17 protein-coding genes are annotated in these 12752 nt (G+C 45.6%); 11 read left to right on the forward strand and 6 right to left on the reverse strand.

Annotation, left to right across the window (positions count from 1 at the left end):
* From NIES2104_RS18160 to hisH, 3 genes are read right to left on the reverse strand one after another with little or no spacing between them, the layout of a single operon-like run.
* The gene (locus tag NIES2104_RS18160) at positions 1-300 is read right to left on the reverse strand and encodes a hypothetical protein (RefSeq protein WP_058999683.1); all 300 of its coding nucleotides are present in this window, start codon (positions 298-300) and stop codon (positions 1-3) included.
* Complete coding sequence (rsmD, locus tag NIES2104_RS18165; protein WP_058999684.1) at positions 297-833, reverse strand: 16S rRNA (guanine(966)-N(2))-methyltransferase RsmD; 537 nt, start codon at positions 831-833, stop codon at positions 297-299. Before rsmD ends, NIES2104_RS18160 begins: the two co-directional genes overlap by 4 nt.
* Positions 830-1471 (reverse strand): imidazole glycerol phosphate synthase subunit HisH, encoded by a 642-nt coding sequence (hisH, locus tag NIES2104_RS18170; protein ID WP_058999685.1) that lies wholly within the window; start codon positions 1469-1471, stop codon positions 830-832. The genes rsmD and hisH overlap by 4 nt, the downstream gene beginning before the upstream one ends.
* Before the next feature lie 34 nt (positions 1472-1505).
* On the opposite strand from hisH, the gene NIES2104_RS18175 reads away from it, so the two are divergent.
* From NIES2104_RS18175 to NIES2104_RS18185, 3 genes are all read left to right on the forward strand, one after another.
* Positions 1506-2003: a peptidase C15 gene (locus tag NIES2104_RS18175; RefSeq protein WP_058999686.1), complete on the forward strand. Its 498-nt coding sequence runs from the start codon at positions 1506-1508 to the stop codon at positions 2001-2003.
* A 57-nt stretch (positions 2004-2060) separates the two neighbouring features.
* Positions 2061-3830, forward strand: a complete 1770-nt coding sequence (locus tag NIES2104_RS18180; RefSeq protein ID WP_058999687.1) for a family 10 glycosylhydrolase — start codon at positions 2061-2063, stop codon at positions 3828-3830.
* Between the two features lie 120 nt (positions 3831-3950).
* A complete protein-coding gene (locus NIES2104_RS18185) occupies positions 3951-4268 on the forward strand; it encodes an SH3 domain-containing protein (RefSeq protein ID WP_058999688.1) in 318 nt (105 codons plus the stop codon).
* Positions 4269-4307: 39 nt separating this feature from the next.
* On the opposite strand, the gene NIES2104_RS31885 is transcribed toward NIES2104_RS18185, so the two are convergent.
* A complete protein-coding gene (locus tag NIES2104_RS31885; protein WP_156426988.1) occupies positions 4308-4457 on the reverse strand; it encodes a hypothetical protein in 150 nt (49 codons plus the stop codon).
* A gap of 201 nt (positions 4458-4658) precedes the next feature.
* On the opposite strand from NIES2104_RS31885, the gene NIES2104_RS18190 reads away from it, so the two are divergent.
* Positions 4659-4904, forward strand: coding sequence for a hypothetical protein (locus NIES2104_RS18190; protein WP_058999689.1), 246 nt, complete (start codon positions 4659-4661; stop codon positions 4902-4904).
* Here NIES2104_RS18190 and NIES2104_RS18195 read toward each other — a convergent pair.
* Positions 4888-5862: a stage II sporulation protein M gene (locus tag NIES2104_RS18195; RefSeq protein ID WP_263970987.1), complete on the reverse strand. Its 975-nt coding sequence runs from the start codon at positions 5860-5862 to the stop codon at positions 4888-4890. The two genes, NIES2104_RS18190 and NIES2104_RS18195, sit on opposite strands and share 17 nt — an antisense overlap.
* Positions 5863-5946: 84 nt before the next feature.
* Here NIES2104_RS18195 and NIES2104_RS18200 point away from each other — a divergent pair, with 84 nt between their 5' ends.
* The 7 genes from NIES2104_RS18200 (at position 5947) to NIES2104_RS18230 (ending at position 12368) form a co-directional block, all read left to right on the forward strand.
* Positions 5947-6801, forward strand: coding sequence for a hypothetical protein (locus NIES2104_RS18200; RefSeq protein WP_058999690.1), 855 nt, complete (start codon positions 5947-5949; stop codon positions 6799-6801).
* A 30-nt stretch (positions 6802-6831) separates the two neighbouring features.
* Complete coding sequence (locus NIES2104_RS18205; RefSeq protein WP_058999691.1) at positions 6832-7602, forward strand: RDD family protein; 771 nt, start codon at positions 6832-6834, stop codon at positions 7600-7602.
* A 47-nt stretch (positions 7603-7649) separates the two neighbouring features.
* On the forward strand, positions 7650-8231 hold the full coding sequence (locus NIES2104_RS18210; RefSeq protein WP_058999692.1) for a TIGR00730 family Rossman fold protein: 582 nt from the start codon (positions 7650-7652) through the stop codon (positions 8229-8231).
* A gap of 362 nt (positions 8232-8593) precedes the next feature.
* Complete coding sequence (locus tag NIES2104_RS18215) at positions 8594-11119, forward strand: glycogen/starch/alpha-glucan phosphorylase (RefSeq protein WP_058999693.1); 2526 nt, start codon at positions 8594-8596, stop codon at positions 11117-11119.
* Positions 11120-11122: 3 nt separating this feature from the next.
* Complete coding sequence (locus tag NIES2104_RS18220) at positions 11123-11761, forward strand: histidine phosphatase family protein (protein WP_058999694.1); 639 nt, start codon at positions 11123-11125, stop codon at positions 11759-11761.
* A 47-nt stretch (positions 11762-11808) separates the two neighbouring features.
* The gene (locus NIES2104_RS18225; RefSeq protein WP_058999695.1) at positions 11809-12039 is read left to right on the forward strand and encodes a DUF433 domain-containing protein; all 231 of its coding nucleotides are present in this window, start codon (positions 11809-11811) and stop codon (positions 12037-12039) included.
* Positions 12036-12368, forward strand: coding sequence for a DUF5615 family PIN-like protein (locus NIES2104_RS18230; protein ID WP_058999696.1), 333 nt, complete (start codon positions 12036-12038; stop codon positions 12366-12368). The genes NIES2104_RS18225 and NIES2104_RS18230 overlap by 4 nt, the downstream gene beginning before the upstream one ends.
* Before the next feature lie 76 nt (positions 12369-12444).
* On the opposite strand, the gene NIES2104_RS18235 is transcribed toward NIES2104_RS18230, so the two are convergent.
* The gene (locus NIES2104_RS18235) at positions 12445-12672 is read right to left on the reverse strand and encodes a hypothetical protein (protein ID WP_058999697.1); all 228 of its coding nucleotides are present in this window, start codon (positions 12670-12672) and stop codon (positions 12445-12447) included.
* Between the last annotated feature and the right edge of the window lie 80 nt (positions 12673-12752).

The raw sequence follows: 12752 nt of genomic DNA on the forward strand, positions 1-12752 counted from the left end.
CTATCGAAGCGGGATAAATGGAAACACAGTTTTGATGAATCTTCGCAGACGTAAAAGTCCGATCGTTCTTCTGAGTTGAGGTGAAACTTGGTCGCGTGGATTCTCTGGCTGACCTTGCTGAAGTTGTTTCTGAAGTGCTACATATTCGGCGGCATTCAAAGGCTTATTGTCAATCGGCGATCGCGCTTCGGTAATAATCTCGGTTCGCGCCACTTCTTCGGGCTGATCCTCTGGAGGTGGAAGCGCCATTGCAGGAGTCGCGATCGTCAAAACTAAGCAAGCTAAAAGCGTCGATTTCATAGTGCTTGGTAGAACGTCAGTGCAGTGTTACCGTAGCGTTTTTCGCGAACAATCGTTAAAGACAATTCAGGCAAGGTAAGACCGGGACGATGTTCGACTGCGAGTTCGCCACGGGGAGCGAGCAGGTTCAGAGATGCGATCGCACTCAACACCAAAACATACAAATCACTGTCATATGGCGGATCAAAATAAATGCGATCGAACTGTTGCCCAGCAAGTTTTTCCAACCGTTTCACGACATCGCCCCGCAAGACTTGATAAGACTGTTCAGGCTTTGCAACTTGTTTCCAGTTTTGTTCAATGATGCGACAGGCAGCGGTCGATTGTTCGATTCCGATTACGATCGAAGCGCCTCGACAAAGTGCTTCGGCTCCCATCGAACCGCTTCCAGTACAAAGATCCAGCCAGCGACACTGTTCGATCGAGCCTTGCCAAATGTTGAATACGGCTTCGCGAACTCGCGCTAGAGTTGGGCGGGTTTCTTGTCCTGGAAGCGTTTTGATCGATCGATTGCCGTAGATTCGGAGGCTCATACGTTTGTTAACTGGCGCTGATTCACCAACTGAACAAAGTTCGATAAAAGCTGCAATCCAGCAGTTGAAGATTTTTCTGGGTGGAACTGAACCGCCATGAGATTTCGACGAGCGATCGCGGCTGTCACGGTCTGAGTTCCATGTGTAATCGTTGCGGCTCGAATGTTCGGATCAGTTGGCTCGACGTAGTAGGAGTGCACAAAATACACCCAAGGATCAGTTCCTAAGTTTTGCCAGAGAGAACAATCGGGCTGAGTGAATTCAAGTTGATTCCAACCCATATGAGGAATCGTTAATCCAGACTCAGGCTGAAAGCGTTTGACGGTTCCGGGAACAATGCCTAAACCGGGTTCTTGACCTTCTTCGCTCGATTCAAACAGGATTTGTAAGCCTAAACAGATTCCTAAAAATGGTTTCCCACTGTCGATCGCATCTTTGATCGGTTGAACGAGGTCACGCGATCGCAGATGTTGAACGGCTGGATCGAACGCTCCCACACCCGGAAGCACCACAGCATCCGCTTGTTCAATTTCTTTTGCCGAATCCGTTACAAGAGTAATCGCGCCTGCATTGTCGAGTCCCTTACAAGCAGAGTGCAAATTCCCCATGTCATAATCGACAACAGCGATCGTTGGCATTTTTCAATCCTCTAGTCTAGCTCTTAAATTCTAGATGAAAATCTTACTAACTTCATTTACAACTTGGCTGGAACATCATCGATCGAATGCGTCGGATGATTTGCTTGAAGCAATTGTCGATCATGTTTCCCCGGAGTGTCACTTTCTCAGATTGCTTCCAGTCGATTTTGAACTGGCTCCAAAAATTGCGATCAGGAAAATTAACGAACTTCAGCCAGAGATGACGATCTGTTGTGGTATGGCAGAATCGCGGCAAAAACTGTCGATCGAATCGAATGGGAAATTTCAGAGTGATATTCTGCGATCGCGTCTTGATTTAACCCAGCTAATCGAATCAACCAACATCACAGAAATTAGTCACGATGCTGGAAATTTCGTGTGTAATTATGTTTACTACTGCGTTCTCAAACATTTGGAGAATTTGAATCAGCAATGTTTGTTCGTTCATGTTCCAGTGTTGACTTCAGCGAATCAAGAAATGATTGTTCAGGACTTTTTGACCATTCTCGATCAAGTAACAAAATACAAATAAACTGCACGATCGTGCTCTCCAAATGCGATGGTATTTCACGAGCATTAGAGGTGAGATATGCGACGCGCTTGGATTTTCGGACTGCTAACTGTTCTGATTTTGACGATCGTTCCTCCAGCATTTTCTCAGTCAAAATTCACAGATATCCAAAATCATTGGGCGCGATCGTGCATTGAATCTTTGACGCAGAAATCGATTATTCGCGGATTTCCAAACAATCAGTTTCGACCGGATGATCCAGTGACGCGATCGCAGTTCGCCGCAATGGTGGTCAATGCGTTTCCAGATCAAATCAATTCACCGACTCGTAATTTAGTTCAATTCAAAGATATTGCAGCGAATTATTGGGCAAAAGACGCGATCGAGAAAGCTTACCGATCGAACTTCTTTTCTGGTTTTGATGATGGAACATTCCGCCCAGAGTTACAGATTCCAAGAGTACAAGCTTTAACTGCACTCGCAAACGGACTCAAGCTAAAACCGACAATTGAACTATCCAACAAGGTATTTGCTGATCTTCAGGATGTGCCGAACTATGCGAAAAGCGCGATCGCTGCCACAACCGAACGTCAAATTTCAGTCAGTTTTCCCAATGCTCAACGGCTGAATCCAAATCGGGTCGCCAGTCGTGGAGAGATCGCGGCATTTCTTTGTCAGGCGTTACCGGACACGAAAGGATTGATTAGCGATCGCTATCTTCCCAAACCCGAACTACAAGCAAGAGAAATTCGCGGCGTTTGGTTAACGAACATTGATAGTGATGTCCTATTCGATAAAGCTAGATTGAGCAATGCTGTGAGTGAACTTGCACGATTGAACTTTAATACGCTTTATCCAACTGTTCTAAATTGGGGCTACACCCTCTATCCCAGCCAAGTGATGAAGCAGGAAATTGGGTTTGCGGTTGATCCGCGACCTGTTGCCGCAGGACTTCAAAATCGAGACATGCTCAAAGAAATGATTGCAGAAGCGCATCAGAAAGACATGGCTGTGATTCCCTGGTTTGAGTTTGGGTTTATGGCTCCGAAAGAGTCAGAGATTGCACAGAAACATCGAGATTGGTGGACACAGAAACGAGATGGATCAGTCGATTATGAACCTTCTGCGTTAGATGGTAAGCAAATCCCTATTTGGTTTAACCCACTTAAGCCTGAAGTGCAGCAATACATTCTCAACCTCGTGTCTGAAGTGGTCGAAAACTATGATGTTGATGGCATTCAGTTCGATGATCACTTTGGTTTACCGGTGTCGTTTGGCTATGACGATTACACAGTAAATCTTTACAAGCAAGAACATAGCGGAAAAGCTCCACCTGATAATGCTCAGGATGCAGAATGGATGCGATGGCGATCGAATAAATTACAAGCCTTTCTCACACAGCTTTTTCAAACCGTGAAAGCGAAGAAAAACAATGTTCTCATCTCACTTTCGCCGCTCGATTTGCCTTATGCGTATGAAACGTTTTTAGTCGATTGGCACAAGTGGGAACAAGCAGGACTAGTCGAAGAAGTGATTCCGCAGATCTACTTTCAGGGGCAGAAATTTGTCGATCGTATTAACCCCAACACCTGGGAAACATTACGGGCAGCAAGAGATCATATTCCAACTGCGATCGGTGTTCTCAGCGGACTTTCTAGCACACCCCGCCCGATCGATGAACTGCAACGACAAGTCAAAGCCGTTCGCGATCAAGGCTATGATGGCATGTCATTCTTCTTTTATGAAACCTTGTGGAACAAGTCACCTGAACCCACTGAGATTCGGAAAGCAGGATGGCAAAGCTTGTTCAAACAGAAAGTTCAAAGAACTAGCGTGATCAATCGATAACTGGCTACTTTTAGCGATCGACTTTGCAGCTTTCAGCAATCTAAGGGATATCTTTTCCTGACAGTATAGAGATGTCTTCAATCAAACCCCTTAAACCGCTGCACAGAAAGGAGATCGACCATGAAAGCACTCACTCAAAAAGCAACCATCTTAATGCTCGGTGTATTTCTAAATGTGGCTGGAATTGGTGCATTGATGCCGCATTCCGCTTCGGCTCAACGAGTCTGCCAAACCTACCGAGTGACACGCAATTTCGGATTGTATGTTTATGTCAATGGCGGTAAGCGCATCATTGCAACGCTTCCCTACAACCAAATTGTTGGGGTCATTGGACTGAGCGATGGCGGGGACTGGGCGAAGATTCGCTATTTGCGGGTCGATGGACGTTATGGAGAAGGATGGGTTTCTTCGCAATTCCTGACCTGTTTCCAAAATTAGTCGATGAGGGAGAGAGTAAGTTACTTTCTCCCAATCCTTTTATTTCTGCAAGGTGGGTGAGGGTGATGAAACTGGAGCGCTCTTCACATTCACCACGCCCAAATATCCGAGAAAAACAACGACTCCGATCAAAGCCGCAATTTGTATCGATCGTTCGATCGTAATAAACCCTTGCAGTAGTCGATTCATGTCAATTCTCACGCAACTTGATTAGCTTCAATCCTAGCAAGAAGAATTTCGCAAATCTGCATATTCCCTCTTTAGAAAGAAGGAAACCGCCTAAAATTGGTTAAATTAGTAATATAGGACACAGAAAAAGATTCGGACATACCCTTGTTGAAGGGATGGTGACAGGTTTGATGTGTCTCCTGATCATTCAAGGAGGCTCATATGCAGCACATCGATCGCGAAACCCAAAATTGGTCACTTTACCAAGAACTTGAACTTTTACCCAAGACAGCACCCAGCCCAGAAGTGATTCCTACTTTCGGCTTAAATCACTTGTGGCGTGGGTTAGTCAGACTTCTAACAGACGAACTCGTTGACGAACAGCGATCGCAGTTTTTAGAACGCTGCTTGCAAAAAACGCCCTCTGAATCAAGCGGCGTTAAGGAATTTCTCAAGCTGATTGAGTAGTCCGTTTTCGACTGCAATATCGCACCAGTGCAACGAACAACCCGATCCCAGCAAAATACTTCAAGGGAGCGGGAACGATCGGACTCGGCGAGAAAAATCCTTCAATCACGCCTGCAATTACAAGCATCGGAATCACACCAAACATTAATTGTGCAGCTTTCAAGCTATACACTTTAATCGCATCAATACGGCGATACTGTCCTGGAAACAGAATTCCGCGTGCAATTAACAATCCTGCACCACCCGAAAAGAAAATCGCTGGCAGCTCTAACGATCCATGCGGAAATACAAACGCCCAAAAGGGAAACGCGAGATTGTTCTGAGCAACTAAAGTTCCAACGCTTCCAATTAGCAAACCATTGAGAAACAGAATGACGATCGTATAAATTCCCAGCGTCATTCCTCCGGCTGCTGCTCGAAACGTCACACTCAAATTATTGGTCATAATCTGACTCGCCGCAGTCGGTTCACTGCCCAAAATCGACCCCATCCAGAGTTTCCCTTCATCGCGCACCGTTCGGATCAGATGCTCCGGTACAACCATTTCAAGAAATTGCGGGTCACGCCACGAAAACCACCACGCAATCAAGCCACCGAGCAGAAATAATCCAGTTGCGATCGCGCTATAAGCAATGGTTTCCTGAACGACTTCCGGTAAGCCCCATTTGTAAAACTCGATCGCGTTTTTCCATTCTTGTTTGCGCGATCCTTGGTAAACCTGACTGTATCCGCGAGAAGTCAACCGCTGAAGATCTTGCACGATCGTATTTCCGACTAATTTCTGATTCGTTCGTGCTCTAGCAAGATCCGCAGACACGGAGCGGTACAGGCTGGCAAGATTTTTAATCTCTTCGGTGGAGAGCGATCGTAAGCCGCGCTTTTCGATTCGGGTGAGTAAATCGTCTAACTGTTTCCAATTTGGCTCTCGTCGAGCAATCCAGCGGTTTACGTTCATCATTTTGTGAAAAAGAGCGTCGTGATTGAGTGAACCTCGCCTAAGATAGCCTCAGCCCTTATGGTTCAGAATCATTCACGTTGAGCTATGACTAATATTAGTCCGGAACATTCATTTCAGCCCCTCAGTGTCGGAAATGTGGTCAGTGCAGGAGTCCGCCTGTATCGATCGAACATGAAACGCTATCTGATTCTCGTTTTGCGATCGTATCTCTGGTCATTTGTCCCGATCTACGGCTGGGGAAAAAGTATCGAGATCACAGGTCGAATGTCGCGACTGGCATATCAAGAATTGATCAATCAGCCTGAAACGATGACCGAAGCGTATCAAAAGACCGATCGCCAAATCTGGAATTTTCTGGTTTCTGGCTTGCTGATGGGCTTGATTAATTTCGGACTGTTCATGGCTTTTTTCATCGGCTATTTTATATTTACGTTACTAACTGTCTTGGTGCTATCGGCACTGGGATCTGCAAGCCCGTCTGATACCGTTGGGATCGTGGTTAGTGTCTTAATCGGACTAGGATTTCTCGCCTACATATTGGTGGCGTTCTTCATTTGGTTGCGGGTGTTCTCTCGATTGTTTATTCATGAAGTGCCGCTTGCGATCGAAGAAGGCATCGATGGGGTAACCACGATCGGGCGCAGTTGGACACTGACAAAAGGATCAGTCGGACGGATTCAATTGATCATTCTGGTCGCTGGACTGATTACTCTAGTCATCATGCTGCCTGCAATGTTCTTTGTTCTGGGAATTATTGGAGCGGGAGCCGACCCAGAAAATAACCCAGTATCAGGACTCTTTGTGATTCTGTTCTATGCTGCGATTTTGCTTGGAAATGCGTTGATTATTCCTTTCTGGCAGGCGATCAAAGCGGTCGTTTACTATGATTTGCGATCGCGCCGAGAAGGTTTGGGTTTGGAATTGCGCGATCGCGGTTAAAGTGAAATATCTTTCATTGATTCCCCGGTTATGAGTTTGTTTAATCGCATCAAAATCCGCACCCCTGAAAGCGTTGAGCTTGAATTTACGCTGGCGGGCATTGGCAATCGAACGATTGCGCTCGTCGTGGATTATTTAATCTGGGGTGCGGTGCTGATTGGCTTGCTCATTTTCTGGGGACTACTATCTGTTCAGCTTGAACGCTACTTACCGAACAATCGAAGTATCGAGCTTTGGATTTCTGCAATCTCGCTCTTGATTTCATTCACGGTGTACACCGGGTACTTCGTGATTTTTGAAACGCTATGGAGAGGACAAACGCCCGGAAAGCGATACAGCAAAATTCGAGTGATCCGCGATGATGGACAGCCTGCGGGAGTCACTCAAGCCATTCTCCGCGCTCTCATTCGTCCGATCGATGATACGTTCTTTATCGGACTGTTATTGATTGTTCTCACCAAACGAGAGAAACGCTTAGGAGATTTGATTGCTGGAACGTTGGTCATTCAGGAAGAACGATCGATCATTTCCTCGAACTTTGCAATTTCTCCCGAAGCTGAATCCTTAGCAGATGAGCTACTAGCAACTCAAAGATTGAATACACTATTACCCGATGACTTTGCAGTAATTCGAGAATACTTGCAGCGTCGATCGATGTTAGATACGAAAGCTAAAACAGATCTGAGTCTGAAACTTGCACGTCAAACCAAAGACCTGCTTGGAATGCAGGAACTTCCGTATCAAATGACTCCTGATTTATTTCTGGAAGCAATTTATCTGGCATATCAAAAGCGCGATTGATTGGCTGATGTGATAAAGTTTGCAATCAAGCTGTGAAGGGGTTCCTGATGAAATCGATCTGTGTGTTTTGTGGCTCAAGTATGGGGCGAAATCCTGACTATGAAAAGGGTGCAATCCAGTTAGGGACTGCGATCGCAAACCGAGGAATTTCGCTCGTATACGGAGGTGGCAATGTCGGATTAATGGGTGTGATTGCGGATGCAGTCCTTTCTGCGGGCGGTGAAGTGTTCGGTGTGATTCCAGAGTTTCTCGTATCAAAAGAATTGGCACATCAAGGACTGACGCGACTGGAAACGGTGGAATCGATGCACGATCGTAAAGCAAGAATGGCAGAACTCTCTGATGCTTTTATTGCATTACCCGGTGGCTATGGAACGCTTGAAGAATTTTGCGAAGTTCTCACCTGGGCACAACTCGGTTTACATCAGAAGCCTCACGGATTGTTGAACATTGCAGGTTACTACGATCCACTCCTGCAATTTTTTGATCAAGCGGTGAGCGAAAAGTTAGTGCGTCCGGTGCATCGTGCTTTAGTGATTGAGGCGACAGAACCGGAAGTTTTGCTCGATCGATTGTCTGCATACGAGCCGCAAAACGTCGATAAATGGATTAAAAAAGAGGGAATCTAAGAGAATATTTGAGAGATCTTCGTTCGTTGCCATAGCCCGCCCTGAAATGAATTTCGGGCTAATCGACGAAAGTCCATTTCAATGGACTAAGAACTTCAAACTATCTCCCAGTCTACTTCAGTAGACTTTCCACGGTTAGCCCGAAATTCATTTCAGGGCGGGAGTGTAACGAGAGCGAAGAGACTTCCCATACTTCTTAGTTATCTTCTAAACAACGTCATTTCCTGGTTTTAACAAGCTAAATGTATCCTGATTTACCAAGTCCTTGAGCTATCTAGTTTTTAAGGATGATTTACGATTTTAATTCCGGGTTTTCTGTTAGCGTATCGGCAGTCAGACTTTGCTGTTCATCCTCCTCCGTTATGCAAGCCGAAGATATTCAAGTTCAACCCCAAGACGATCGCACTGATTTAGATGTCGAATCGCTCAAACAATCGATCCTGAACAATCTATTTTATATTCAAGGCAAATTTCCAGAGATTGCGACGCTGAATGATTACTACATGGCGTTGGCGTACACGGTTCGCGATCGCTTACTCCGAAACTGGCTGATCACCACGCAAACTTATACGAAAGTTCAGCCGCGTGAGATTTGCTATCTTTCGGCAGAGTTCCTCATGGGACCGCATCTCGGCAATAACTTGATCAATTTGGATATCTATGAGGAGATGCGCCAAGCCGTTCAGGAATTGGGCTTGAACTTTGATGAACTATTAGCACAAGAAGAAGAACCCGGACTGGGTAACGGTGGCTTAGGACGATTGGCAGCTTGCTATCTCGATTCGATGGCGACTTTGGAAATTCCCTCGATCGGTTATGGAATCCGTTACGAATTCGGCATCTTTGACCAAGATATCCGCGACGGTTGGCAAGTCGAAATCACAGATAAATGGCTGAAAAACGGTAATCCCTGGGAATTGGCGCGACCAGAATGGGCAGTTGAAATTAAGCTGGGTGGACGGACTGAAAGCTATGTCGATGAACAAGGACGGAGCCGAGTTCGATGGATTCCCGATCGCATTCTCAACGGCATTCCTTATGACACTCCAATCTTAGGCTACAAGACCGACACCGCAAACACGCTGCGCCTTTGGTCTGCTCAAGCGGTTGATTCTTTCGATTTTGCCGCGTTCAATTCTGGAGATTACTATGGGGCAGTCGGAAGCAAAGTTATTTCTGAGAATCTCTCGAAAGTCCTGTACCCGAACGATGAGCAAATTCAAGGAAAACAACTCCGATTAGAGCAACAATACTTTTTCGTCTCTTGTTCGCTGCAAGATGTGATTCGGATTCATCATGAGCGGCGCGGATTGCCTTTAGAAATATTGCACGAGAAGTTTACGTTGCAGTTAAATGACACTCATCCCGCGATCGCAGTTGCCGAATTGATGCGATTGTTGCTCGATGATCACGGTTTGGATTGGAATACCGCTTGGAACATTACCCGGAATACTTTTGCTTATACGAATCACACCCTGTTACCGGAAGCTCTAGAACGCTGGACAATCAAGCTTTTCGGCTCATTGTTGCCACGACATTTAGAGATTATTTATGAAATCAATGCGCGATTCTTAGATGAAGTGCGATCGAAGTTTCCGAAAGATGTCGATCGAGTTCGTCGAATGTCATTGATCGATGAAGCAGGTGAACGATATGTAAGAATGGCGCATCTTGCAACTGTGGGTAGCTATTCGATCAATGGTGTCGCTGAACTCCACACCGAACTATTAAAGCAGGATGTATTGCACGATTTTGCCCAGATGTATCCGGAACGATTTAACAATAAAACGAATGGCGTGACACCCAGACGCTTTATGGTCTTGAGCAATCCAAGACTGTCGAATTTGATCACCAGCAAGATCGGCGAAAACTGGATTAAAAACCTTAATGAACTTCGCGAGCTAGAACAATTCATTGATGATCCACAGTTCCGAGAAGACTGGCGACAGATCAAGCAAGCAATTAAGCAAGACCTAGCAAACTACATTCAGAAAGAGAACGGCATTGAAGTGAATGTCGATTCTATCTTTGATATTCAATCCAAACGCTTCCATGAGTACAAACGTCAGCACTTGAATGTTCTGCACATTGTGACTTTGTACAATCGCTTAAAAGCTGATCCTAGTTTAGAGATTACGCCTCGTACTTTCATCTTCGGCGGTAAAGCTGCACCAGGGTACTACATGGCGAAGTTAATTATTAAACTGATTAACTCGATCGCGGATGTGATCAACACCGATCCAGCGGTTCATGGACAGATCAAAGTCATCTTTCTCAAAGACTACAACGTGAAATTCGCTCAGCGAGTCTATCCTGCTGCTGACTTGTCTGAGCAGATTTCGACCGCTGGCAAAGAAGCATCGGGAACCGGAAACATGAAATTCTCGATGAACGGCGCATTAACGATCGGAACCCTCGACGGTGCAAATATCGAAATCCGCGAAGAAGTCGGGGAAGAAAACTTTTTCTTATTCGGGTTAACGGCTCCCCAAGTCGCTGATCTCAAAGCAAAAGGCTACAAACCCATCGAGTACTACAACGAAAACCCAGAACTCAAACAAGCGATCGATCTCATTTCCTCCGGCTACTTCTCCAAAGGTGATGCGGTTCTATTCAAACCTTTGGTGAATTCCCTCCTGTATCAAGATCCTTATCTACTTTTGGCAGATTACCGATCGTACATTGAGGCACAAGATCGAGTCAGTCAAGCCTACCGCGATCAAGATCAATGGGTGCGGATGTCGATTTTGAACTCGGTACGGATGGGTAAATTCTCTTCCGATCGCGCCATTCGCGAATATGCCAAATTAATCTGGGATGTTCCGCCGCTCAAAGTCTGTCCGCCGGGTGAAGCTTGCTCGATCCACTGTCCTGAATCTTTGATGTAAGTTATGGCTCTCACTGTTTATTTCATGCGTCACGGCGAAACCACATACAGTCAGTCTGGAGGCTTTTGTGGTTCGCTCAATCCCGATTTGACCGATGCAGGGTTACAAATGGCGATCGCATTCGGCAAGGCGCACTCTCATCTCGATTGGACAGCCGCTTATGTCAGTCCCATGAAACGCACGATCGCGACTGCAAAACCGCTCTGTGATGCCGTTGGATTAGAAATGCAATTGCGAGACGGATTGCGAGAAATTAACTTCGGTGAATGGGAAGGAAAGACTCAAGATGATGTGAGAGAAAACGATTCAGAGAATTATATTCATTGGATGACAGAACCTGCTTGGAATGCTCCACCGGGCGGAGAAACGGCGATTCAGATTGCGAGTCGAGCTGAATTAGTGATGACTGAGATTACACAAAAGCACGAAGACGGAAATGTATTTGTGGTTTCACACAAATCAACAATTCGGATCATACTGTGTGGACTGCTTGGGATTGATCTAGGGCGATATCGCGATCGCATTGATGCGCCTGCTGCTTCAGTGAGTATCGTTGAATTTGGCAAGTATGGACCGAAACTGAAGATTTTGGGCGATCGATCATTTATGAGTGACGAACTGCGATCGCGCCCCGGAACGTAGCGCTAAGCTGCTTTAGAATAAAAGGTGTACTATTTAGAGCTTCCAAGATGAGCTATCGCGACATCATCACGATCGAACCTGATAAGCGAGGTGGCAAGCCTTGTATCCGACGAATGAGAATTACGGTTTATGATGTCTTGGGTTGGCTGGCAGCAGGGATGTCACATGCAGAGATTTTAGAAGATTTTCCTGAGTTGACGGAGATGGATATTAAAGCATGTTTAGAGTTTGCGGCTGATCGAGAGCATCGTCTCGTTACATCGGTAGGTGCTGTTTGAAGCTACTGTTTGATCAAAATTTGAGTCGTAAGCTTGTATTTCGGTTAGCAGACATCTTTCCTGATTCTAGCCATGTTCAGTCTCACAGTTTACAAGAGAGGACAGACACCGAAATTTGGGAGTTTGCAAAAGTAAACGGTTTTTGTATTGTCACTCAAGATGCCGATTTTGGGGAGCGGAGCCGTTTATATGGTTCACCCCCTAAAGTTGTGTGGTTACGTTGTGGAAATGCTCCAACTAATCAAGTAGAAGCTCTAATTCGTGCCGGAAGTCAAGCAATTCAGGAATTGTTAGACAATCCTAATCTTCACTGTTTAGAGCTTTACTAAGTACATCAGCTTTTTCATGCAGAACATTTTAGTGTGAGCTTTACGATCGATCTTTTATGCGTTAAAATCAGAGACCTCATGTTTCTGCGTCATCCAGAGATTGACGCAGTTCTGCAATTACACTCTGGGATGATTGAGGTCGAAATTTACCTGCACGGAAATCAACCAAACTTTGCTGAGCATCCGCAGCAATTTCTGCTCGACGGCTTTGATGATGTCGATTTTGTAGAATTTTAATCAGCATCTCTTGTTGCTCGTAGGAGAGTTGCAAAGCGGTTTCCAGCACTTGGTCAAGTGTACTCATAGTCAAAGCTGCTTGTGAGACTGAGTAAATTGTAACGCTTACTCTTAAGGTGCTGAGAAAACCTAACTGAGACTCGGAAG

Origin of the sequence: Leptolyngbya sp. NIES-2104 (assembly GCF_001485215.1) — a bacterium.
Classification (GTDB): domain Bacteria; phylum Cyanobacteriota; class Cyanobacteriia; order Leptolyngbyales; family Leptolyngbyaceae; genus Leptolyngbya.

Bases quoted from the DNA above. Each gene is read 5' to 3' on its own strand.
- NIES2104_RS18180 (WP_058999687.1), top strand. From the start codon at position 2,061: ATGCGACGCGCTTGGATTTTCGGACTGCTAACTGTTCTGATTTTGACG.
- NIES2104_RS31885 (WP_156426988.1), bottom strand. From the start codon at position 4,457: ATGAATCGACTACTGCAAGGGTTTATTACGATCGAACGATCGATACAA.
- NIES2104_RS18210 (WP_058999692.1), top strand. From the start codon at position 7,650: ATGAAATCGATCTGTGTGTTTTGTGGCTCAAGTATGGGGCGAAATCCT.
- NIES2104_RS18200 (WP_058999690.1), top strand. From the start codon at position 5,947: ATGACTAATATTAGTCCGGAACATTCATTTCAGCCCCTCAGTGTCGGA.
- rsmD (WP_058999684.1), bottom strand. From the start codon at position 833: ATGAGCCTCCGAATCTACGGCAATCGATCGATCAAAACGCTTCCAGGA.
- NIES2104_RS18235 (WP_058999697.1), bottom strand. From the start codon at position 12,672: ATGAGTACACTTGACCAAGTGCTGGAAACCGCTTTGCAACTCTCCTAC.
- NIES2104_RS18160 (WP_058999683.1), bottom strand. From the start codon at position 300: ATGAAATCGACGCTTTTAGCTTGCTTAGTTTTGACGATCGCGACTCCT.
- NIES2104_RS18175 (WP_058999686.1), top strand. From the start codon at position 1,506: ATGAAAATCTTACTAACTTCATTTACAACTTGGCTGGAACATCATCGA.
- NIES2104_RS18205 (WP_058999691.1), top strand. From the start codon at position 6,832: ATGAGTTTGTTTAATCGCATCAAAATCCGCACCCCTGAAAGCGTTGAG.
- NIES2104_RS18190 (WP_058999689.1), top strand. From the start codon at position 4,659: ATGCAGCACATCGATCGCGAAACCCAAAATTGGTCACTTTACCAAGAA.
- NIES2104_RS18185 (WP_058999688.1), top strand. From the start codon at position 3,951: ATGAAAGCACTCACTCAAAAAGCAACCATCTTAATGCTCGGTGTATTT.
- NIES2104_RS18215 (WP_058999693.1), top strand. From the start codon at position 8,594: ATGCAAGCCGAAGATATTCAAGTTCAACCCCAAGACGATCGCACTGAT.
- NIES2104_RS18225 (WP_058999695.1), top strand. From the start codon at position 11,809: ATGAGCTATCGCGACATCATCACGATCGAACCTGATAAGCGAGGTGGC.
- NIES2104_RS18195 (WP_263970987.1), bottom strand. From the start codon at position 5,862: ATGATGAACGTAAACCGCTGGATTGCTCGACGAGAGCCAAATTGGAAA.
- hisH (WP_058999685.1), bottom strand. From the start codon at position 1,471: ATGCCAACGATCGCTGTTGTCGATTATGACATGGGGAATTTGCACTCT.
- NIES2104_RS18220 (WP_058999694.1), top strand. From the start codon at position 11,123: ATGGCTCTCACTGTTTATTTCATGCGTCACGGCGAAACCACATACAGT.